The sequence below is a fragment of the Pseudoalteromonas sp. SR43-3 genome, assembly GCF_014163875.1.
Lineage (GTDB): Bacteria > Pseudomonadota > Gammaproteobacteria > Enterobacterales > Alteromonadaceae > Pseudoalteromonas > Pseudoalteromonas distincta.
In genome coordinates this window covers 179,325-202,437 of the sequence record NZ_JACJEC010000004.1, presented here as the reverse complement: position 1 = coordinate 202,437, position 23,113 = coordinate 179,325, and the positions used below count along the sequence as shown (strand labels likewise).

Genomic DNA, 23,113 nt, shown 5'->3' with positions numbered 1-23,113 from the left:
AAAACCGTGCTTTTTAAGTATTTAACTAACCTGAGCGCTGAAAATAGCTGCTTGAGATAGATTTATTTATCCAGAGTTCAGGTTAACCAATTAAAGTGTGTAACTAAAACTTAGTTTTGCATTACGCTCTTCCCCTGGCATACCACCTAAAAACATCGCTTTTGAGTAATACTTTTTGTTGAACAAGTTATTTAAGTTTAACTGCATATGCCATTTATCAGTTGTATACGATACAGCTGTATCGTAAGTCGTATAACTTGGTACATAACCATCAGGAATCGAGAATGAACTTGAATTAGTACTTCTGTTATCTACAAACGTAATACCACCACTTATATTTACAGCTTCAGGTAAATTAAACATATCTGCGTAGTAGGTTACCCACGTACTTGCTGTTACGTAAGGCACACCTTTTTGGCGTGTGTCGTAACTGCTGCTATTAGGATTACTTTTGTCACGTGCATCTTGATAAATACCGTTTACGTTTACTTTCCATTTATCGTTCAAGTAAGCATTTAAATCAAGCTCAACACCTTTTGTTTGCTCTTTACCATCATAATAGCTTTCAGGTACATCTGAGCCTGATGTTAATGCGTCATAAAGCGGGTTTGCGTATTCTAAATTAGTACGAGAGCTTTCAAATATAACAACAGATGCGAGTAGTTGGTCATCAAATGCTTTAAATCTAAAGCCTAGGTCGTTACTTATAGACTCTGAATCTTCACGGTCAGCTTCGTTACCTGCCACAGAGCCTAATACACTATACGCTGTACGCCCTTTTGAATGATTTACAAATACAGATAAATCTTCAGATGGCTGATACGTTGCACCAAGGTTATACGTTAAGCCAGAATCTGATGTACTCGCTTCAGGTGTTGGCTCTGCACGGCTAGAACTGTAGCGCTCATCAACACCAAAGTGCTCATAAGTTTGCTCAATTCGGTTATACGCCACACCAATACGCGTTGTAAGTTCTTCAGTTATGTAACCAACATGTTGAATGCCTAAGCCCCATGCTTGTACTTTTTTATTGTAGTCACTTGTTTTAAGCGGATCGTAATCTTCAAAGTTACCGGTTGGCCAATTTGGTTCTCTTATATCGTAAATATACGGCAACGAACCTTGGTACGTTACATCACCATCATTGTTTGTGAGTACGTAATCTTGATCCCATATTGAGAATTGTTTAAAACGAATATCTCTATCTTCGTAGTTGGCGTTAACCAGTAATTCGTTATCTACGTCGCCTAACATAAAGTCATAACGTAAATCTAAGAAGTACTGCCATGATTTTTCATCTGCTTCTACTTGGCGGTATTCTTGGCGGCGTGCTGCATACGGGTAAAGTACACCGTCTTCAACTAATGGAGCACGGGGGTCGTTATTAATTATTCCATCGCGTGTTGAATAGACGTAGTTATATGCACCTGTTTGGCGCGCAAAACTTGATGTGTAGTTACGGTACTGTAGCTGCTGGTTTAAAAACAAATCGTCAGTAATGTAATAGTTATGCGTTAATTTAAAACGCAACTCTTCACCTTCGTTAGCATCAGCCATTGGTGAAATAATACCATTTGTGCCAAAGCTATAAGGTGTTAAGCCATCAGATGCAGATAATGAATTAGCAAGTTGGTCGCGTTGTGCATCACTTAACTGTACGCCGCTTCCTGTCGGATCGTTTACTAAATCGGCACCAGTTACTTCACCCGCGCTTAAGCCGTTTGCAGTTTCTGCACTGTAAATACGAATAGGATGACCAATAGAATCAACCGCTATTTCATCTTTTATATAGGCTGCAGAAAGCATGATGTTTTGTCTGTCATTAAGCACGTATTTAAGTGAGGTATAAATTTCGTCGCGATCTTCTTTTAAATCGCGAAATCCGTCACTTGACGCTGTTTTAGCCATAACACGATAAGCTAAATCATCTGTTATAGCGTTAGTGCTATCAAACGATAATGAATAGCTATCCCACTGGCCAAGCTCAGCCGATACTTTGTGTTTTTCTTCAAACTCTGGCTTTTTTTCAATTAGGTTAATTACGCCACCTGCGCTACCAATGCCATATAAACCTGTTGCAGGGCCTTTTAAAACCTCAACAGATTCAACATTTGTAAGTGAACGAGTTGGGTTAAATGTATTCCCCAGGCCTGCACCACCATACATACCATCGTAGGTGTAGTTTGCATCTAAACCACGAATTACTAAGTTATCACCAATACCGTAATTATTACCTGCTTGTGTTAAGCCACTTACGTTTCTAACTAAATCTTGTAAGCTATCTACACCTTGAGATTCAATCAGTTCTCGGTCAATAATTACTACCGGTGCAGGAGTTTCCATTAAAGACATGTCTGATTTAGTAGCAAGACCAGAGCTCATCACCACGCGGTTTTGCTTTTCGTATACGCTGATGCGTTCAATATCAGCATCAACTTTTGTATTTTGGGCAAATGCAACATTTGCATTTAAACAAGCAAGAGTAATAAGAGAGTACTTAAACGTTTTCATAGAGTGATAACTATTCGCGTTATTGAATTTTCGCGAATGATAATGGTTATTGTTTTTAAAGTGAATAGAAAGTTCATTTTATTTGATTAAATAAAACTGTTCGGATAATTAATAGACAAAAGCGAGTCTAATAGGGGGGCGGTGACCCTTTTATGGCATATTCAATATAGGTGAGAGTTTTATTAAGGCTGAGTAAACTCAGCCTTAATAGCGTGTATTTACAATTGGTTTTTATAAACAACCCCTGCTTTCATTACAAAAGGTACTGCCTCTAAGGTTTTAATACTTTTAAGAGGATTTGCTTTTACCGCAATTATATCAGCTGCAAATCCGGTTTTAATTTGTCCTAACTGAGTATCCATTTTTAATAACTTAGCGCTATTAATAGTTGATGCTTGAATGGCTTGTAGTTCTGTCATGCCAAATTCAACCATGCGGCTAAACTGTTTTGCATTATCTCCGTGCGGGTAAATTGCTGCATCGGTACCAAAGACCATTTTAACACCCGCTTTTACAGCACGGCTAAAGCTATCACGTTGCCTTTTAGAAACTTGGCGCTCTTTATTTAGGTTTTCTTCGTCTACGCCGTTTTGCTCGCCATAAGTGAGTGTGTATTCGGTGTTATAAATATCCATAGAAAGCCAAGTTCCATGCTCTTTGGCAAGCGCTATCGCTTCGTCATCTAAAAAGCTGGCATGCTCTACGCTATCAACACCTGCTTTAATGGCTGTTTTTATACCGCTTGTACCGTGTGCGTGAGCAGCTACTGGTAAATCTCGCATATGGGCTTCATCAACAATGGCTTTCATTTCTTCAAAAGAATACTGCTGTGCACCTACTTTAGTCCCTTTTGAAAATACTCCACCTGTGGCGCAAAACTTAATAGCATTTGCCCCGTATTTAATATTTTCGCGTACTTTTATACGCGCAGCCCATGGACCGTCTGCGACGCCACTTGAAGTATATTTAAGCTCAGGAGGCAGGCGGTTGTTATCACAGTGCCCGCCAGTAATGCCGAGTGATGGGCCTGCAGCCCAAATACGAGGGCCAACTATGTCACCCGCATTTATGCCGTCACGCACGGCTATGACGCTGTAACCTTCTGCGCCAACATTACGTACTGTTGTAAATCCAGCTTCTAAGGTTTTTTTAGCAAAATGAGCCGCTTTAATCGCCATTCTAGGAACTGACTGGCCTAAACGTTCACTGCGCGGCACCGTAGGGTCACTCGTTAAATGCACATGCATATCCATTAAACCAGGCATAAGGGTCAAATCAGGGAGTTGAATATGTTTATCATCTTTAGTTAGCGTTGGTTTTTTATTTTGTTCAACATTAGTGATCACGCCATCATCTATAGTAATTAAGGGCGATTTAATGAGCTTGCCATCTTTAACATCAATCATGGCTTTAGCCGATAGGTATGTAACTGCATGGCTATTAAAAGTGGTTAAGCAAAGTAAGGCAATAGAGGTGCTGAGTAGTTGTTTTTTCATTTTATTTTTCTTTTAAATCATATTTGAATTAATAGAAATGTAACAAGTTCAGATAAAAGTGCAAATTTAATACGATGAATGCAATCTATCGTAATTTCTTTATTAAGCACGGTTTAATGCGCATAATTAAAAAACGATATTAAAAAGGATTATCATGAAATCAATTAAATTAGCATTAGTTGCCAGTGGCGTTATGTTTGCTTTAAGTGGCTGTATGAATACTGAGCTTAGTACACAGACTAATACCAGTACGCAGCTAAACACAGTTAACGCATCGGCAGGTATTGTTTCAGAGCTTTCAGCAGAGCAACAACTCGATGTACTTGTTGCACAGTATTACGATGAATCGCTCACATACAGCCCCATCAGCGCAACGTATAATGGTCGTAACGAGTTTAACGATCAATTTACGCCTGAGATTTCAAAAGAAAATAGAGCTAAAAAAGCGGCTTTTTATAAAAAATATCAACAGCGCTTAAACTTTATAGATAAAGCACAGTTAACAGGGCAATCGCTTTTAAGTTTTGAAATATTAGAGCGCGACCTTGCACTTAAATTAGAAGGCATGCAGTTTCCTGATTATTTACTACCAATTAACCAAATGGCAGGTGCGCATAACACCTTTGCAGGTTTTGGTTCAGGTCAAAGTGCTCAGCCGTTTAATACCGTTGAAGATTACACGGCTTTTATCTCGCGCAGCGAAGGTTTTGTAAAGTGGCTTGCCAGTGTAGAGCGCTCAATGGCGCAAGGCATTAAACTAGGTATTACGTTACCAAAACCACTTGCTGAAAAACTGCAGCCACAATTTGCGGCTCATGTAGTTAAAAATGCTGAAGACTCACTGTTTTGGGGACCAATTAAAAAATTACCAGAATCGTTTAGTGCACAGCAAAAGCAAAAAATTACAGCGCAGTATCGTCAATTGATTATGCAGCACTTAGTACCGGCTTATAAAAGTATGAGTGACTTTTTAGCTAATCAGTATATTCCTAATAGTCGAGAAAGCGTAGGTTACAGTGACTTACCAAACGGTAAAGCATGGTATGAATACCAAATTAAGAAAAACACAACGCTTAGTTTATCTGCAGATGAAATTCACGACATTGGATTAAGTGAAGTGTCGCGCATTTTAAGCGAAATGAAAAAAGTAAAAGAAACCGTAGGCTTTAAAGGTGAGCTATCTGAATTTTTTGATCATTTACGCGATTCAGATGAATTTTACTACGACACGCCCGAGGAGTTAATTGCGGCATATGAAAACGTTAAGAAAAAAATAGATGCGCGTTTACCTCTACTTTTTAACATAGCACCCAAAGCACCTTACGTTGTAAAAGCAGTTGAAGCCTACAGAGCGCAGTCGGCAGCAGGTGCATCCTATGCATCTCCGGCGCCTGATGGCTCTCGCCCTGGTATTTTTTATATCAATGCTTATAACTTAAAAGCGCAGCCTAAATTTTTACTCGAAACTTTATCGATTCACGAAGCAGCCCCAGGTCATCACTTTCAAATAGCACTTCAGCAAGAAATAGAGGGCTTACCTGATTTTCGTAAATTTGGTGGCTATACCGTGTTCGCAGAAGGTTGGGCGCTTTACGCAGAAAGCTTAGGCAAAGAGCTAGGCTTATTTACCGACCCTTATATGTGGTATGGACGTTTATCGGATGAGCAATTACGCGCAATGCGTTTAGTGCTTGATACTGGTTTTCATGCAAAAGGGTGGACGCGTCAACAAGGTATAGATTACATGCTTGCAAATTCATCTATGGCTAAAAGCGATGTAATTGCTGAAGTAGAGCGATATATTGCATGGCCAGGACAAGCGCTTTCTTACAAGTTAGGGCAATTTAAAATTCAAGAATTACGTGATTTTTCTAAAAAAGAACTCGGTGATAAATTTGATATTAAAGCGTTTCACACGCAAATATTAATTGATGGCGCATTACCAATGCCAATCCTTGAGGAAAAAATTAAGCGTTGGGTTAAATCTCAAAGCTAATTTGTAGCGCAAAGCCAGTACTTTGAAAGGGTATTGGCTTTGCGCCATTTACAGCAATACGGTAGAATGCGCGCTCTTTAGGGGGCACGAGTAAACTATGTTTGATCAACAATTAGCAAATACACAATTTTGGCTTAAAAAAAGCTTAAGCGACATGAGTCAAAACGAATGGGAAGCCATTTGTGATGGATGCGGAAAATGTTGTTTAAATACGTTTATTGATAGCGAAGATGAAGACGAATTTACCGCCACCGATCAGTTACGCGAAGGTGAGCAATTAATATTTACTAATATTGTATGTCAGTATCTTGATAACAACACCTGTGGTTGTAGCGAATATGAAAACCGCCAAACGCTTGTTCCTTCTTGTATAAAACTCACAAAAGAAAACCTTAAAGACATCTTTTTTATGCCACAAAGCTGCAGTTACCGTCGTTTACATGAAGGTCGTGGTTTGGCTTCTTGGCATCCGTTATTAAATAATGGTGATAAAACAAAGATGCATGAGCTAGGTATTTCTGTAAAAGACAAAACAGTAAAAGATTGCGATGTAAAGCTCGACGACTTTGATTTGTACATTGCAGAATGGCCAACAAAGGACGTAGATTAATGAGTAAACAACAAGCCGTAATTGGTTTAATCAATCCTAAAAGCCCGACTAATGTTGGCGGTGTATTGCGAGCAGCTGGCTGTTATGACGCTAAACAAGTTTTTTTTACAGGCAATCGCTACTTAAATGCCAAAAAATTCCATACAGATACAAAAAATGTAGTGGAGCGTATTCCTTTAACCGAAACAGATAATTTAGAAGCAATAAAGCCACAAGGCGCAACGGTTGTGGTTATTGAGCTTATTGAAGGTGCAACACCTTTACCTGAGTTTAAACATCCTGAAAATGCATTTTATGTATTTGGGCCCGAAGATGGTTCTGTATCAAAAGACGTCTTAAAGTGGTGTGATGAAGTGGTATATATTCCAACTATTGGCTGCATGAACTTAGCGGCAACCTGTAATGTAGTTTTGTATGACCGCTTGGCTAAATTAGGCGGCGTTGAGAGTAGTGACGATACTATTATTAGCTCTCGTGATACAAACAATAAAATGAGGTGGCAAAAAAGCTGATTAGTTAAGGTTTATTTGTGCAAAAGTGTTAGTAGTAGCTAAACTTAAAAACACTATTAATCACAAATAGATACTAAAATGCGCTGGTTTTATTTTATATTATTGCTAACAACTAGTAATAGTTTTGCTGAAACATCGGTTGAGTATTTTCAAAATGGTACTCAACACACTTTAAATGGGCATTCCCATAAATCAGGGGTGCTCTATGAAGCTAAAAACTCCAAACAAACACTTCATCTAGCCACACTCGATTGGCCTCCCTATATTGGTAATAATGTATGTAATAAAGGCTGGGTTTATCAATTTTCAATTGCCTTGTTAAATAGTAAGGGCTACAGCGTATATATTGAATTTTTGCCTTGGGCAAGAGCGGTACGAAATGTAGAACTAGGCAGGGCTGACATACTAATGCCTGAATACTTTATAGAAGATACAGCCCCCTCCGATTATGTTGATGGTAAAACACGTCGAGAATTACTCGGCTTATCTAATTCGTTTAAAGGTGGCGAAATTGCTTTTTTAAAAAGGAAAGGCGATACAGACCATTTCACAGGAAACTTGAACTCGCTCAAAGGGCTTAAGATTGGTGTTGTTCGAGGGTATCAAAATACGCCAGAGTTTGATGCCATGATGGACAATGGTGAGTTTGAAGTTATCGCCTCTGTTGATGACTTACAGCTTGTTAAGCTACTGACTGCTAAACGTGTTGATTTGGTTATAGGCGATCCTCAAGCTTTGAAATCATCTGTGGCTTACTCCTCTTTAACTAAACCTGAAAAACAGTCTTTGCTTTCTTCCATTGAGCAAGAAAGCATTCCTTTGCAATATAACTCGTTATATTTTGCCATTAGTAAGCGTGCACATAATTGGCTTTTAGTATTAGAGGATATAAACGAAGGGCTTTATCAGTTTAATAACAGTGGCGAAATAGACCGAATTGTTAGAGCGACCAACACGCAATGTGAATAACGCCACTGGAACGTTCCATAAGTGCGCTGACTAATTTATATTTAAACATGTAAAATCGTTTTCAACTTGTTAATGGAGTGAAAACGACGTGAGTGAAATAAATACAAACCAATCATTCGCGGTCAACGAACAGCCAAATAAAAATTATCTGTTTCCACTGACTGCAATGACGACCCTATTTTTTTTATGGGGTTTTATTACTGTTTTAAACGATGTACTAATACCACGCTTAAAAGGCGTATTTGATTTGAGCTTTTTTGAAGCGATGCTAGTACAGTTTTGCTTTTTTGGGGCTTACTTTATTGTTTCTATTCCTGCGGGGCTTTTAGTTAAGCAATTTGGTTACAAAAAAGGAATTTTAACTGGTTTAATTGTGGCTTCAATGGGGTGTATGTTGTTTTACCCTGCTGTTGTAGTACATGAATATTGGCTATTTTTAGGCGCTTTATTTGTACTTGCTGCTGGTGTAACTGTACTTCAGGTTTCTGCTAACCCTTATGTTGCAGCTCTTGGCAGTGAAAAAACAGCTTCTTCTCGTCTAAATTTAGCACAAGCACTTAATGCGCTTGGTACTACCGTTGGGCCTTATGTTGGTGGTTTATTATTTTTCGGTACGGCAGGTAGTTTAGCCGCATCGGCAGCAACTGCTGAATCTGTAAAAGTGCCTTATTTAATGCTTGCTGGCGCTTTATTGCTTATCGCTATTGTATTTGCCTTTATAAAGCTTCCAGAAATTGAAGCCCACAAAGAGGAAAATAATACAGCAATTGAATCTCGTTCGTTAATGCAAGCACCGCACCTAACTATGGGTGTACTTGCTATATTTTGCTACGTAGGCGGGGAAGTTGCCATTGGCAGCTTTTTAGTTAACTACTTTGGTGAGGCGCACATAGCAGGGCTTGAAGAGCATACTGCGGCCGCACTTATTAGTTATTACTGGGGCGGGGCAATGGTAGGGCGTTTTATAGGCTCTGTATTATTACAAAAGATAGCACCTTCTAAAGCTATAGCGTTTAATGCATTTAGTATTATTGCGCTATTATTGATCACTATTTTTACTCAAGGTGACGTCGCTTTATACTCAGTATTGGCAATTGGTTTATTTAACTCAATTATGTTCCCGACTATATTTTCAGTTGCAATCGAGCGACTAGGATCATTGACGAGCAAAGGTTCTGGCTGGTTATGTTTAGCAATTGTTGGTGGTGCACTTGTACCATTACTGCAAGGGTTTATAGCTGATACAGTAAATATACAGCAAAGCTTTTTTGTTCCAATGTTATGTTATGTATTTATTGCATGGTACGGTTTAAATGTTGTTCGCTTAGCAAATAAGTGGAAATAACAGACTATACAAAAGTGACTGAATACGTATTCAGTCACTTATAAAGCTATATTTAATGGGAACGTTCCATAAAAAATAAATCTAGTCATTAATTATTTAATATTAGCCAGTTACCCACGAAAGCCTTTTGTTTTACAATCCTTTATTCTTATTTTTCATCAATAACCTAACTGTAAGTCTCTTTTACTAGGACATTTAGCTAAATTTTTGCTAAAACAGTAAGGCTAATAACGATAAATAATAAAAAGGGTGTATATGCTTAACTCGTTGAAATTTACTTCCAAAGTGACTATTGCAGCCTCCTTAATTTTGGTTTTGGTGCTAGGGTTATTTACTTCTAATAACTACATTGCGATGCGCAAGCAAACCGAGCAGCAGTTAAGCTTGGTATTGCAACAAAATTCCGAATCTGTTTTACAAAATATAGCGAGTTGGTTAAATGCAAAGTTGGCGATTGTTATATCAATTGCTAAAACCCATAAAGCTAATGATTCTAAAGCACTCACCCTTTCACAACTAAATACAGCAGAGCTTGCTGGAAGCTTTAAAAATACGTATATAGGTAAATCCAGCGGCACGTTTATATTAAACGATCAAACGGTTGTATTACCTGCAGATTTTGATGCGACTTCTCGTCCTTGGTATAAATTAGTCGAAAACAAATCAAATACCGCTTTTACAACTCCTTATATTGATGTAACCACTAACGAGCTTACAATTTCAGCGGTAGTACCCATACTCCAAAATGGTCAGTTTAGCGGCGTTGCAGGTGCCGATATTGATATGCAGACCGTGACAAAAATTATCAACGATATTGACTTTTTAGGACTCGGTTATGGTTTTTTACTCGATAATAAAGGCCAAGTGTTAAGCCATCCAAATGCTCAGTTAAACTTAAAAAATACATCAGACATATTTGGCACGAATACGCCTTTACAAAGTGAGTTTACCCAGTACGAGATAAACGGAGAGTCTAAGCTTATTTCGTTTACAAAAATTAGTGGTATTGAAAACGTAGATTGGTACCTAGGTGTTGTTATAGACAAAGATAAAGCGTATGCCAGTGTCTCTAATTTTGGCCAAACCGCAGCTGTTTTTATGGTGATAGGAATTATCACTATTATAATTATGATGCAGCTTTTATTACGCTATTTAATGCAGCCAATGAATCGTTTAAACGATGCTATTAAAGATATAGCACAAGGTGAGGGCGATTTAACAAGGCGTTTAACCGTTGAAAACGACGATGAATTTGGCGATTTAAGCTATTCATTTAATATTTTCATCGAAAAAATTCAGCATTCAATAGAACAAGTAAAAGAGTCTACAAAGCAATTAGATACAGCTATTGAGAGCTTGGTATCACAAACACATTCTTCGCTGTCTATGTATGATGATCAAAGTAAACGAACCGATAGCGTTGCAGCAGCTATCAACCAGTTTTCTGCCACATCAATGGATATTTCAAGTAATGCAGAGAGTGCATCGCAGCTTGCTAAAAATGCAGATGAACACTCAACACAAAACCAAGAAGCATTAAGCCACAGTGTTGCAACTATCCACCAGCTCTCGGGTAATATGGAAAAAGCTCAGCAAACTATAAACAGTTTAAATACGCATACAGCCAGTATTGGCCAAGTGCTTGAAGTTATTAAAGGTGTAAGCGAGCAGACTAATTTATTGGCACTTAATGCCGCAATTGAGGCGGCTAGAGCAGGAGAGGCGGGACGCGGTTTTGCCGTTGTAGCAGATGAAGTTCGCCAATTAGCGCACCGCACTCAACAGTCAACGCAAGAGATTGAAGACACGGTTAGTCAGTTGCAAAAAGGCTCAAACCTTGCTGTAGAGCTTATGAAAACAAGCCTTGAAGGCAGTGAAAAAAGCGTGCAACAAGCCGATGCTGTTGGCAATTTAATGAGCCATGTTATACAAGCGATTCAACAAATTAACGATGCAAATCACTCTGTGGCCACTGCAACAGACGAACAAAACCAAGTTGTTAAGTTATTAGATACAGATATTCAAACAATTAATTCGCTTTGTATACAAGGCAAGGCCAACTTAAATGACACGCTTGACGAATGTACCAAACTAAAACAACAGTTTAGTGCTTTAGAAAATATGGTTCAAAAGTTTAAAGTATAAAATTAATGACTAAAAAAAATGTGAATAAACCAAATTGGCTCAGTCTGATAAATATCGACAGTGTTTATAGCTCAGACATGCAACGCAAAGCGTTTTCTTTATTTACCATGATTGGGATTTCAATTGTGGTGATCGCAGTATTAGTGTTTTTTAATTATAAGCTTTATTCGCCACTACTGACCGCTTCATTAATTATCGTTAACATTACAAATATATGCTGTTCTATCTACTTTATAAAAACGGGTAACCTGCAAGTTGTGGCATTAATAAGTATGAGCATTGTGTGCATGATGTTTATTGCACTTGTTTATACCGGCGGTAAAGATAATACCGCGCTATATTGGCTAATGTTTTATCCTGTCGTAACGTTTGCATCTTTAGGGGTTAGATTAGGTGCTTGGTTAGGCTGTACCTTACTGTTTTCTTGTATTGTTATTTTATACGGCCCTGACTTTGGTCAAGTTAGCTATGGCAACGTAGAAAAAACACGTTTTATAGCGTCCTTTTCTATGGTGTTTTTATTCTCATTTATTAGTGAGTATTTTAGGCATAAAAGCCACATGGCTATTGCCGATATTACGCTAGAGCAAAAACAAGATGCTTATACTGACCCCCTTACTGGCATAGCAAATAGGCGTTTTATTACCTCTCATTTTTTAAAGCTTGCTCAAACACGCCCAGAGCAGTACTTACCTTTTTCAATTTTGTTAATTGATTTAGATAATTTTAAATCTTTAAACGATACGCATGGCCACGATTTTGGTGATACGGTATTGATAGAATTTACCAAACTTCTTGAGTCTCAATTTTTGGCAACTGCGTTAAAGGCCCGTTATGGCGGTGAGGAATTTGTTGTTATTTTACCGCAGCTCACAGCCTCTGCAGCCTCTGTAATTGCGAACAAATTTCGAGAAGCTGTGGCAGGGCATGTTATATTTACTGATGACAAGCAGCGTATTTCAATCACCTGTAGCATTGGTATTTCCCAAGTAAATAAAGTAACTGATTATGATGATTCATTAAAGCAAGCTGATGAAGCTCTTTATAGTGCAAAGGCTGCTGGTCGTAATAGTGTCGTCTCAAACTAGTTGAAGGATTAATATGTCTCAAAGTAAGTTAATATATGTTCATGACCCAATGTGTAGTTGGTGTTGGGGTTACTCACCAACCTGGCTTAAGCTAAAATCAGAGCTTGCTGGTAAAGTAGCAATTGAATATAAAGTAGGTGGATTAGCACCTGATAGCCAAGACCCAATGCCACAAAATATGAAAGAGATGCTTGAGGGCACTTGGCATAAAATTTCAGCTCAGCTAGGTACGCAATTTAATTATAACTTTTGGCGCAATTGCCAGCCAAGGCGTTCAACGTATCCCGCATGCAGAGCTGCACTTATAGCGCGTAAAGCGGGTAAAGAAGCTCAAATGGTGGCTGCTATCCAACACGCTTATTACCTAAACGCACAAAACCCGTCTGATGAAAGTACATTAATTAGTTTGGCTGAAAAAATTGGCTTAAATAAAGATGAGTTTTCGGCGCAGCTAGCGTCAAGCGAGCTTAATGATGAATTTAAAGCTGAGTTATCTTTTGTTCGCACTTTACCAATTCAAGGTTTTCCCTCACTAGTGCTTATTAAAGATAATAAAGCATACCCTATAGAAATTAATTATACCGATTGGCACTATTCCCTTAATCAAATTAATTCAATTTTGGATTAACCACCTTCTTGCATCTTCTTAATAGGGGGTATTTGGCCAGCAAGTACCCTTATTCGCGTTAAAACCTCCTTGTAAGTCTCAATTGTTACCATTGTCATAAAAGCGACTTTTTTGCGCAACATCCTTGTCATGTTTCATCTATAAACTCCTGCTCATTGAATTATTAAGTCATAAATTATTTATATAACAAAGTTTATGACCTAAAAAAACAAACTAGCAAATCCGCTAACTAACGAGTAAAGGTGTATGCGATGAAAGGCGTTAAACCATTAATCTTAGCTGGTATTGTGGCCGCAAGTGCAGCAGTACACGCAAACGATTTAGATAAGGTTATTGATAAAAGCAGTGAAATTAATAAATCAGCTGCGCAATCACAAACAAAAATAGACAAGATTGCAGATTCAATGCAAGGACGTTTACAGCAATTTAAAACCCTCAATAAAGAGATTGATGGTTTAGCTGTATACAACGCCCAGCTAACTAAACAATTAAATAATCAAATAGAAGAGATGGAATCTTTAAACCTGTCAATGGATCAGGTTTCTATTATTGAACGTCAAATTACTCCGCTAATGCTTAGAATGATTGAAGGTCTTGAGCAGTTTGTATCTTTAGATATTCCATTTTTAGCTGATGAGCGCACTAAGCGCGTTACGTCTTTAAAAGAAATGATGAATCGTGCTGATATTAACTCAAGTGAAAAATTCCGCCGTGTACTTGAAGCGTATCAAGTAGAAGTTGACTACGGGCGCACTATTGAAGCTTATACCGCACTTTTAAATGTGGATGACAAAGAACGTGAAGTTGATTTTTTACGCATTGGCCGTTTAGAGCTTATTTACCTAACACGCGATGGCAAAAAAGCAGGTAGCTGGAATGCAGAGACAAAATCATTTGAAGCATTACCAGACTCTACAATAAGCCAAATTAATAAAGGTTTACGCATTGCGCGTAAACAACTTGCCCCAGATATGTTAACTCTGCCAGTACATGCAGCAGAATAAGAGGTTGAAAATGAAATTGTTTACTCAAATGACAAAAATAGCTCTTTTTGCTGCAAGCCTAAGCATTACTGGTGCAAGTATAGCGGCAGAGCCAATGAACTTAGATTCATTACTTAAAACGCTCGAAAATGGTAAATCAGCTCAAAGCGAGCAAAATAAACAACGTGAACAAGAGTTTGCTGCTCGCCAAAACGAGCAAGTACAAACACTTAAAAATACCCAAGCAAAGCGCAATCAAATGCTGGTGGAATCTGAACGTCTAGAAACGCAATTTGAAGAAAACGAAGTAAAACTTGCTAACTTAACAGACACGCTTTCTAAACGCATGGGTTCGCTTAAAGAGTTGTTTGGCGTTCTTCAACAAGTTGCAGGGGATTCTAGTAATAAGTTTGCGACATCAATAATATCTGCTCAGATTGCTGGGCGCAGTATGTTTATGGATGACCTTGCTCAAAAGATGGGTTCAACTTCAAAACTTGCTTCAATAGAAGATATTGAAAAAGTATGGTTTGAATTACAACGCGAAATGACCGAGCAAGGTAAAGTAAGTCGTTTTAACGCAAGTGTTATTGTTGAAGGCGGTACTAAAGCACAGCAAGAAGTTGTGCGAGTGGGCGCATTTAACCTTATATCAAACGGTAAGTATTTAGAGTTTAATTCCTCGACTAATTCTTTGAGTGAATTAACTCGCCAACCTGTATCGCGCTTTACTGCAACAGCAGAAGAGCTACAAAGCACTAAAAGTGGCGTGGTGCAATTTGCACTTGACCCAACAGGCGGCTCTATTCTTGGTTTATTAGTACAAGCACCTGATACACAAGAACGTGTTCATCAAGGTGGCACAGTGGGTTATGTGATTTTAGGCGTAGGTGTTATTGCACTTCTTATATCACTTGAGCGTTTTTTCTCACTATTGATTATGGGCGGTAAAATTCGTCGCCAGCTTAAAGATACAGTTGCACGTGATGACAATCCGCTTGGACGCGTAATGAAAGTAAAAGATCAATTTCCAAGTGTTTCACACGACACACTGGAGCTTAAACTAAGTGAAGCTATTTTACGTGAAATGCCAAAAGTGACGCGTAATTTAACACTTATCAAAATCATCTCTGTTGTTGCGCCGCTACTAGGTTTATTAGGTACGGTAACCGGCATGATCAATACATTCCAAGCAATCACCTTATTTGGTACTGGGGATCCTAAGCTTATGGCGGGTGGTATTTCTCAAGCGCTAGTAACAACGGTATTGGGCTTAGTGGTCGCCATACCAACGGTATTTTTATACACCTTACTTAATACGCGCGCTAAAAATATTTTGTTAACTATTCAAGAGCAGAGCGCCGGTATTATTGCAGAGCGAAGCGAGAAAGGAGCATAAACCATGGTGCTATTGATTGATTCAATCAATGCTATCCGTGATTTTCTCGACACTGGTGGCCAAGTTCTCTTGGTCATCGGGGTGTTAATCTTCGCGATGTGGTTATTGATACTCGAGCGATTTATTTACTTTTTTAATGGTTTTAGAAGCTATAAACACGCTCTTAAAGCCAATTGGATTAACCGTGCAGAACGTGATAGCTGGAATGCAGAGCAAATACGCGAAGCGATGATATCGCGAGCTGGTATGCGCTTAAACACCAATCTTTCTTTGATTAACGTGATGGTTGCTTTGTGCCCGCTACTTGGTTTGTTAGGCACGGTGACGGGCATGATAGAAGTGTTTGATGTAATGGCAATTACCGGCACAGGTAGTGCGCGCTCAATGGCATCAGGGGTATCAAAAGCAACTATCCCGACAATGGCAGGCATGGTAGGTGCGTTATCTGGGGTATTTGCCTCAACGTATTTACAACGAAAAGCTAAGCGCGAAGTAGAACTACTACAAGACAGCATGGTTTTAGACCATTAAGCAAAATTTTGATAAGCGGCTTATATAAAGCCGCTCATCCTAGGAGAATAAAAATGAGAGCCCCGTTAGGAAACCTATTTCAAGAAGACGAAGCTGAAGAAATAAACATGACCCCAATGTTAGACGTTGTATTTATCATGCTTATTTTCTTTATTGTAACTGCCTCTTTTGTTAAAGAAGCCGGTATTGATGTAAACCGCCCAGAAGCCGCAACAGCTGTTAAAAAAGAGCGTGCTAATATTTTAGTGGCTATTTCTGATACAGGCGAGATTTGGATTAATAAACGTCAAATTGATGTACGCGCAGTACAAGCCAATATCGAGCGTTTAAAAGCAGAAAATCCACAAGGTAGCGTTGTGATTCAAGCGGATAAAAAAGCCACTACCGAAATGTTAATAAAGGTGATGGATGCCTCGCGCGCGGCGGGCGCATTTGATGTATCAATTGCCGCACAAGATGCGTCTTAAGGGCTAGTTATGTTGCGATATTTAGTTGCATTAGTGATAGCCGGTGTAGTGACCTTTATGTTGTTTTTAGGCATGCAGGCACTGATCACTGGCGGTGAAGGCGCTATGACGGATCCGGTTAAGGGTAACGTACTTGATTTTGTTCGCTTGAAAAAAGAAGAAACCGTACAAAAAAAAGAGCGTAAGCCACAAAAGCCACCAACACCAAAAGAGCCGCCACCACCAATGGAATCACCGCAAATGCAAAATAGTGATGCTACAGCAAATGCTAACAACTTTGACTTTGGTGCCAATGTAGATGCGGATGTAAATTTAGCCGGCGGGTTAGCACTTGAAACAAGTGATGGTGAATACTTACCGATTGTAAAGGTGGCCCCAGTTTATCCGCGCCGTGCGTTATCACGTGGCATAGAAGGCTACGTGATTGTTGAATTTACAGTAACTAAACAAGGCACTGTACGCGACCCACAAGTAGTAAAAGCAGAGCCTGAGTCACTTTTTGATAGAGCTGCGATGGATGCAGCCCTTAAATTTAAATATAAACCGCGCGTAGTAAACGGTGAAGCCGTTGAAGTTGCGGGTGTTCAGAACAAAATATCTTTCCAAATTAGCGGTTAATTAGTAATTAACCACGAGTAAACGGACAGAAATGCGAGGCGATTATGAAATTACTACCTACAGCTAAACTTTTAAAGTTAACACTATTTTGTACCGCTGCGATCAGTACAAGTATTGTTACACCAAGTGCTCTAAGCCTAATTCCAGGGCTACATGTAGCTACGGCATATGCAGAGCAAGAACAAAAAACGAAACGTGTACCAGCACTACGTGAAAAGGTTTATAGCCAGCTTGCTCGTGCCCAAAAACTTGCAGACGATGGTGATGTTAAAGGTGGACTTGAAGCGCTTGATAGCATTCAAGAGCGAGCTGCAAGCATGAACTCGTACGAAGTGGCAATGATGCATAACTTTTACGGGTTTATTTATTACAACGAAAACGACTTACCAAAAGCGATTGCCTCGTTTGAAAAAGTGGTAGCTGAGGAAGCCATTCCTGAGTCACTTCGTTTAAGCACTACATTTAGCTTGGCTCAACTGGCTATGGCTAATAGTGATTACACTAAAGTTATCTCTTTTTTAGATGATTGGGACAGTATTAACACTCAGCCTAAAACAGAAGGCTATTACTTGTTAAGAGCCCAAACATACTATCAGTTAAAGGATTATAAAAAAGGGCTTGAGTATATCTCCCAAGTTATCTCCTTAAGTGATAGCGAAGGTAAAATTCCTAAGGAAAACTGGTTAGTACTTCAGCGTGCAATGTATTACTCGCTTAATCAAGCTGACAAAGTTGTTGAAGTACTTGAGCGCATGGTAAAGCTTTATAATAAGCCTGAGTATTGGGTGCAGTTATCGGGTATGTATGGTGAAACAGGTAGGGAAAAACAACAGTTGGCGGTAATTGAAGCCGCTTACCAGCAAGGATTTTTAACCTCTAAATCTGATTTACGCCAATTAGCGCAAGTGTATTTATACAATGGTTTAGCGTTTAAAGCTGCAAAAGTGATGAGCGATGCCATTTATAAAGATATTGCTGAAAAAACAGCAAAAAACTACGCTTTTGTTGCCGAGGCGATGATCCAAGCTAAAGAAGATGAAAAATCTATTACCTACTTTGCAAAAGCTGCTGATTTATCTGAGCACGGTAAATACGATCAACGTTTAGCCGAAGTGTTTGTAAATACAGAGCAATATGAAGAAGCCGCCGATGCAGCGCGTAAAGCACTTGATAAAGGTGGCCTTGATTTTGAATCAAATGCATTTGTTGCACTGGGTATGGCGCAGTACAACATGCAAAATTTTGATGCATCAATTTTAGCGTTTGAGCAGGCAGAAAAACATAAAAAATCTCAGCGTTTAGCACAGCAGTGGATCAAATATGTAAAGCGCGAAAAAGTGCATGCAGAAACACTTAGAACAGCTTTACTGTAAATTTTAAAGCGCTTTACTAATTAACAAGTAACGCGTGTAAAACCAGTTCATAATCGCAACACTAAAACCGCCTCAGGGCGGTTTTTATCGTCTCTAAAAGCATTCAATTATTTGATTTTAAATAAGTTACTTTTGTCATCTTATGGTTATTAAACTGTAACTACTTTGTCATAAGTCTCCCGTATTGTAACCGCAGCTAAACTCAAGTGACCTTAAAGCATTATTTAAGTGTTTTATGGTGACTTGAGTTTATTTGAGCACCTAAAAAATAATTAAATACTTTAACGGAGTGAACAATGAAATTATCTGACTTATTCAAAGTAAGTTTGATTGCAACTGCAGTATCTTTAGCTGGTTGTGGTGGAGACTTAGTAGTATCTGAAGGCGACACAACTATTAATGAAGGTGATACAGTAACTAACGTTATTGAAGGCGGTGACGATACAAGTGGTGAAACGTCATCACGTGATGATTCACAAAATGCTACCACTGGCTTTCCTACTGATATTGATAATGCACTAACTCAAGGTTTAGCAACTGATGTTTCTAGTGAGTTTACATCTATTACAGATAAGCCCGTATATCGCTTAGCTGCAGATACCGTGTTCACTACTGATGTATCGTTAACAAACGACGCACACTGGATCTTAAATGGCCGTACTGCGGTTGGTAATGATCGCGCAGATAACGCCAAGCTTTATATTCAGCAAGGTACAACGATTATTGGCGAAACAGGAGATGACTTCCTAGTTGTTCGTCGCGGTTCACAAATTGAATCGGTAGGGACTGTAAGTCAGCCCATTACAATGACCTCAATTCAAGATGTTACAGCTCAAGAAACAACGATTGGTCAGTGGGGCGGTTTAGTATTATTAGGTAACGCGCCAGCAAATTCTTGCGGCGACCAAGAAGGTGAAGCAACAGCTGATGAACTTGCTAATTGTGGTGTGTCGGCTGAAGGTGATGCAGGTCAGTTTGGTGGCGATATCAGTGATGATAATTCAGGTACTTTAAAGTATGTACTTGTTAAGCAAGCCGGTAAAACGTTAGGTAATGGTGATGAGTTAAATGGTATTACGTTTGCCGGTGTTGGCTCTGCAACTACGGTTGATTATATTCAAGTACATGAAAATCTTGATGATGGTATAGAGTTCTTTGGTGGCACAGTTAATGTAAGCAATGTTGTACTTACAAATATTGGTGACGATTCGCTAGATTGGTCTTTTGGCTGGACGGGTTCAGCTACTAATGTTTACATTCAACAAGCGGCTAACGTAGGCGATAACGCTATCGAAGCTGATAACTCTGAATTTGACTCAAGCGCCACGCCATTAACATTACCTACTATTTCAAACGTTACAATTGTGGGTGCTGAGGGCAATAACGGCATTCGTTTACGTGCGGGTACTGCAGGGGTTCTTAAAAATGTATTTGTAACGGGCCCAGCTACTTATGAAAACTGCTTACGTGTAGGTTCAGATTCAGTACCTCGTGCTGAGGATGGCACACTTACGATTACAAACTCTATTGTTGCTTGTCAAACTGCAGCGAATAACTTTGGCAGCGAAGTTATTAACGGTGGCGATGTACAATCTTGGTTTGAAGGCCAAGACGCTAACCAAACACTTACTCCAGCTGATTTAATGCTAGATGACAACGGTTATACACCACTTGCTGGCTCGCCACTTATTGCAAATACGCAAATTGGTGCTTTTGATGGCTCAACTAATTGGATGGAAGGTTGGACTGTTGGTATCAATGGTGGCTTTCCTACTGATATTGATAATGCGCTATCGCAAGGCTTAGCATCAGATGTTTCTAGCGAATTTCCGGAAATTACAGATAAGCCAGTATATCGCTTAGCTGAAGATACAACGTTTACAGCGGATGTAACACTTACAAATGACGCACATTGGATTTTAAATGGCCGTACAGCAGTAGGTAATGACCGCGCAGACGCTACAACACTTTATGTTCAAGCAGGCACGACATTAATTGGTGAATCAGGTGATGACTTTTTAGTTGTTCGTCGTGGTTCGCAAATTAACGCAAATGGTAATGCAACTGCACCTATTACAATGACATCTATTGAAGATGTAACAGGCGCTGAAACAACAATTGGTCAATGGGGCGGTTTAGTACTTTTAGGTAATGCTCCTGCTAACTCGTGTGGCGATCAAACTGGCGAAACGACTGCTGAAGAACTTGCTAACTGTGGTGTATCTGCAGAAGGTGATGCAGGACAATTTGGTGGCGATATTAGCGATGATAACTCAGGTGTTCTTCGTTATATTGTTGTTAAGCACGCAGGTAAAACTCTTGGTAACGGCGATGAGCTTAATGGTATTTCGTTCGCGGGTGTAGGCTCTGCAACAAAAGTAGAATATATCCAAGTTCATCAAAATCTTGATGATGGCGTTGAGTTTTTTGGTGGTACTGTAAATGTTCGTAACATAGTACTTACTGATATTGGTGATGATGCATTTGATTGGTCGTTTGGTTGGACTGGTCGTGCGCAAAATATTTATATTCAACAAAGTGCTGTTGGTGGTGATAACGCTATTGAAGCGGATAACTCAGAATTTGATTCAAATGCTACACCTTTAACAAAGCCACTAATTTCTAACGTAACAATTGTAGGTGCTGATGGTACTAACGGTGTTCGTTTACGTGCAGGTACAGCGGGCGTTCTACGTAATGTAGTAATTACAGGACCTGAAGGTTACTCAAACTGTTTACGTGTGGGTTCTGACTCTGTAGCAAATGCAGAATCTGGAGAGCTTTCTATTGAAAACTCAGTAGTGGCATGTAGTGAAGATAATAACTTTGGTAGTGAAGCAATTGGTGGTGGTAACGTTCAATCTTGGTTTGAAGGCCAAACAGGTAACCAAACGCTGACAGCTGCTGCCCTTAGTTTAGCAACCGATGGCTTTACACCTAAATCTAGCTCACCATTATTAGGTTCGGGTGTTGATTCGTCAGACCTTGATTCGTTCTTTACTAAAACAGATTATATTGGTGCGTTTGATGGCGATAATAACTGGATGGATGGTTGGACAGTCGCTATAACACCAAGTTTTCCTGATGATATTCAAAACGCCTTAGAGCAGGGTTTTGCTACTGATGTATCAGCAAGCTTTCCTGAAATCACAGACAAGCCAGTTTATCAGTTAACTTCTGATGTTGTATTCACTTCAGACGTAACATTAACTAACGATGCACATTGGATTCTAAAAGGCCGTACAGCCGTAGGTAATGACCGCGCTGATGAAACGACTTTATATGTTCAATTTGGTACTACGCTTATTGGCGAGTCGGGTGATGACTTTTTAGTTGTTCGCCGTGGTTCTAAAATAGAGGCCGTGGGCAGTGCAACTCAGCCAATTACTATGACGTCTATTGAAGATGTTACTGGTGGCGAAACGACTATTGGTCAATGGGGCGGTTTAGTGCTTTTAGGTAATGCACCGGCTAACTCGTGTGGCGATCAAGAAGGCGAAGCTACCGCTGATGAGCTTGCAAACTGTGGTGTGTCTGCTGAAGGTGATGCTGGCCAATTTGGTGGTAATGACCCAGAAGATAACTCAGGTACTTTAAAATACGTGGCAGTTAAACAAGCAGGTAAAACGCTAGGTAACGGAGATGAGTTAAACGGCATTACGCTTGCTGGTGTTGGTAGTCAAACAGAGCTTGATTACATTCACGTTCATGAAAACCTGGACGATGGTGTTGAATTTTTCGGTGGTACTGCAAACATCAGTCACCTTGTTTTAACTAATATTGGTGATGACTCACTAGATTGGTCATTTGGTTGGACGGGTAAAGCGCAATACGTACTTATCAAGCAAGCCGAATCAACAGGTGATAATGCAATTGAGGCGGATAACTCTGAGTTTGATTCAAGTGCAACACCACTCACAATGCCTACAATTTCTAATGTTACTATTATTGGTAATGTAGGGGTTAACGGTATACGTCTACGTGCAGGCACTGCGGGTATGCTTAAAAACGTGGTTGTGACAGGTGGGGCAGATTATTCAAATTGTTTACGTGTAGGTTCAGATTCAGCTCCTCGCGCAGAGGATGGTACATTAACTGTTACTCACTCAGTTGTTGCATGTGAAACGGCAAATAACTTTGGTACGCAAGCAATTGGTACTGGTAATGTTGAGTCTTGGTTCTTAGGCCAAACAGGTAACTCTGTGCAAGCAGCCACAGACCTTGGTTTAGCAGATAACGGATATATGCCTTCGGCTGAGTCATTACTGTTAGGTAATGGTTTTGATTCTTCAAGCCTAGATAGTTACTTTGATTCAGTAGATTACATTGGTGCAATGGATGCACAAACAGACTGGACAGCAGGTTGGGTTAAGGTAGGTCTTTAATCCAAACCACATTATAGCCGAGCGAAAGCTCGGCTAATGTCTTGTTTTGTTTCGGAG

General features: G+C 39.4%; 17 protein-coding genes. 15 read left to right on the top strand and 2 right to left on the bottom strand.

The window, feature by feature from the left end; all coding sequences use genetic code 11:
• Positions 1-90 precede the first annotated feature (90 nt).
• Together H5088_RS07295 and H5088_RS07290 are read right to left on the bottom strand one after the other, a co-directional pair.
• Positions 91-2,511 (bottom strand): TonB-dependent siderophore receptor, encoded by a 2,421-nt coding sequence (locus tag H5088_RS07295; protein ID WP_182694884.1) that lies wholly within the window; start codon positions 2,509-2,511, stop codon positions 91-93.
• A 218-nt stretch (positions 2,512-2,729) separates the two neighbouring features.
• Positions 2,730-4,007, bottom strand: coding sequence for an amidohydrolase family protein (locus H5088_RS07290; RefSeq protein ID WP_182752565.1), 1,278 nt, complete (start codon positions 4,005-4,007; stop codon positions 2,730-2,732).
• A 154-nt stretch (positions 4,008-4,161) separates the two neighbouring features.
• Between H5088_RS07290 and H5088_RS07285 the strand changes: the two genes are divergently transcribed.
• From H5088_RS07285 to H5088_RS07215, 15 genes are all read left to right on the top strand, one after another.
• On the top strand, positions 4,162-6,003 hold the full coding sequence (locus H5088_RS07285; protein WP_182752564.1) for a DUF885 family protein: 1,842 nt from the start codon (positions 4,162-4,164) through the stop codon (positions 6,001-6,003).
• A gap of 97 nt (positions 6,004-6,100) precedes the next feature.
• Complete coding sequence (locus tag H5088_RS07280; protein WP_182752563.1) at positions 6,101-6,613, top strand: YcgN family cysteine cluster protein; 513 nt, start codon at positions 6,101-6,103, stop codon at positions 6,611-6,613.
• Positions 6,613-7,125, top strand: a complete 513-nt coding sequence (locus H5088_RS07275) for an RNA methyltransferase (RefSeq protein ID WP_024595017.1) — start codon at positions 6,613-6,615, stop codon at positions 7,123-7,125. The genes H5088_RS07280 and H5088_RS07275 overlap by 1 nt, the downstream gene beginning before the upstream one ends.
• Positions 7,126-7,203: 78 nt before the next feature.
• Entirely contained in the window at positions 7,204-8,094 is an 891-nt protein-coding gene (locus tag H5088_RS07270; RefSeq protein WP_182752562.1) for an ABC transporter substrate-binding protein, read from the top strand.
• An 88-nt stretch (positions 8,095-8,182) separates the two neighbouring features.
• Positions 8,183-9,439 carry a sugar MFS transporter gene (locus H5088_RS07265; protein ID WP_165723870.1) on the top strand — a complete coding sequence of 419 codons (1,257 nt, stop codon included), beginning with the start codon at positions 8,183-8,185 and terminating at the stop codon, positions 9,437-9,439.
• A gap of 255 nt (positions 9,440-9,694) precedes the next feature.
• The gene (locus tag H5088_RS07260; RefSeq protein WP_182752561.1) at positions 9,695-11,584 is read left to right on the top strand and encodes a methyl-accepting chemotaxis protein; all 1,890 of its coding nucleotides are present in this window, start codon (positions 9,695-9,697) and stop codon (positions 11,582-11,584) included.
• A gap of 5 nt (positions 11,585-11,589) precedes the next feature.
• Positions 11,590-12,672, top strand: coding sequence for a GGDEF domain-containing protein (locus H5088_RS07255; protein WP_182752560.1), 1,083 nt, complete (start codon positions 11,590-11,592; stop codon positions 12,670-12,672).
• Positions 12,673-12,685: 13 nt separating this feature from the next.
• Positions 12,686-13,300, top strand: a complete 615-nt coding sequence (locus H5088_RS07250; protein ID WP_024594646.1) for a DsbA family protein — start codon at positions 12,686-12,688, stop codon at positions 13,298-13,300.
• A 251-nt stretch (positions 13,301-13,551) separates the two neighbouring features.
• Positions 13,552-14,304 (top strand): DUF3450 domain-containing protein, encoded by a 753-nt coding sequence (locus H5088_RS07245; protein ID WP_024594647.1) that lies wholly within the window; start codon positions 13,552-13,554, stop codon positions 14,302-14,304.
• Positions 14,305-14,314: 10 nt separating this feature from the next.
• Positions 14,315-15,682 carry a MotA/TolQ/ExbB proton channel family protein gene (locus H5088_RS07240; RefSeq protein ID WP_182752559.1) on the top strand — a complete coding sequence of 456 codons (1,368 nt, stop codon included), beginning with the start codon at positions 14,315-14,317 and terminating at the stop codon, positions 15,680-15,682.
• A gap of 3 nt (positions 15,683-15,685) precedes the next feature.
• Positions 15,686-16,213 carry a MotA/TolQ/ExbB proton channel family protein gene (locus H5088_RS07235; protein ID WP_010552929.1) on the top strand — a complete coding sequence of 176 codons (528 nt, stop codon included), beginning with the start codon at positions 15,686-15,688 and terminating at the stop codon, positions 16,211-16,213.
• Between the two features lie 53 nt (positions 16,214-16,266).
• On the top strand, positions 16,267-16,680 hold the full coding sequence (locus H5088_RS07230) for a biopolymer transporter ExbD (RefSeq protein WP_004334764.1): 414 nt from the start codon (positions 16,267-16,269) through the stop codon (positions 16,678-16,680).
• Between the two features lie 12 nt (positions 16,681-16,692).
• Entirely contained in the window at positions 16,693-17,298 is a 606-nt protein-coding gene (locus H5088_RS07225) for an energy transducer TonB (protein ID WP_024597386.1), read from the top strand.
• Positions 17,299-17,342: 44 nt separating this feature from the next.
• Positions 17,343-18,671, top strand: coding sequence for a lipopolysaccharide assembly protein LapB (locus tag H5088_RS07220; RefSeq protein ID WP_182752558.1), 1,329 nt, complete (start codon positions 17,343-17,345; stop codon positions 18,669-18,671).
• A 296-nt stretch (positions 18,672-18,967) separates the two neighbouring features.
• On the top strand, positions 18,968-23,056 hold the full coding sequence (locus tag H5088_RS07215) for a hypothetical protein (RefSeq protein WP_182752557.1): 4,089 nt from the start codon (positions 18,968-18,970) through the stop codon (positions 23,054-23,056).
• Positions 23,057-23,113: the final 57 nt, after the last annotated feature.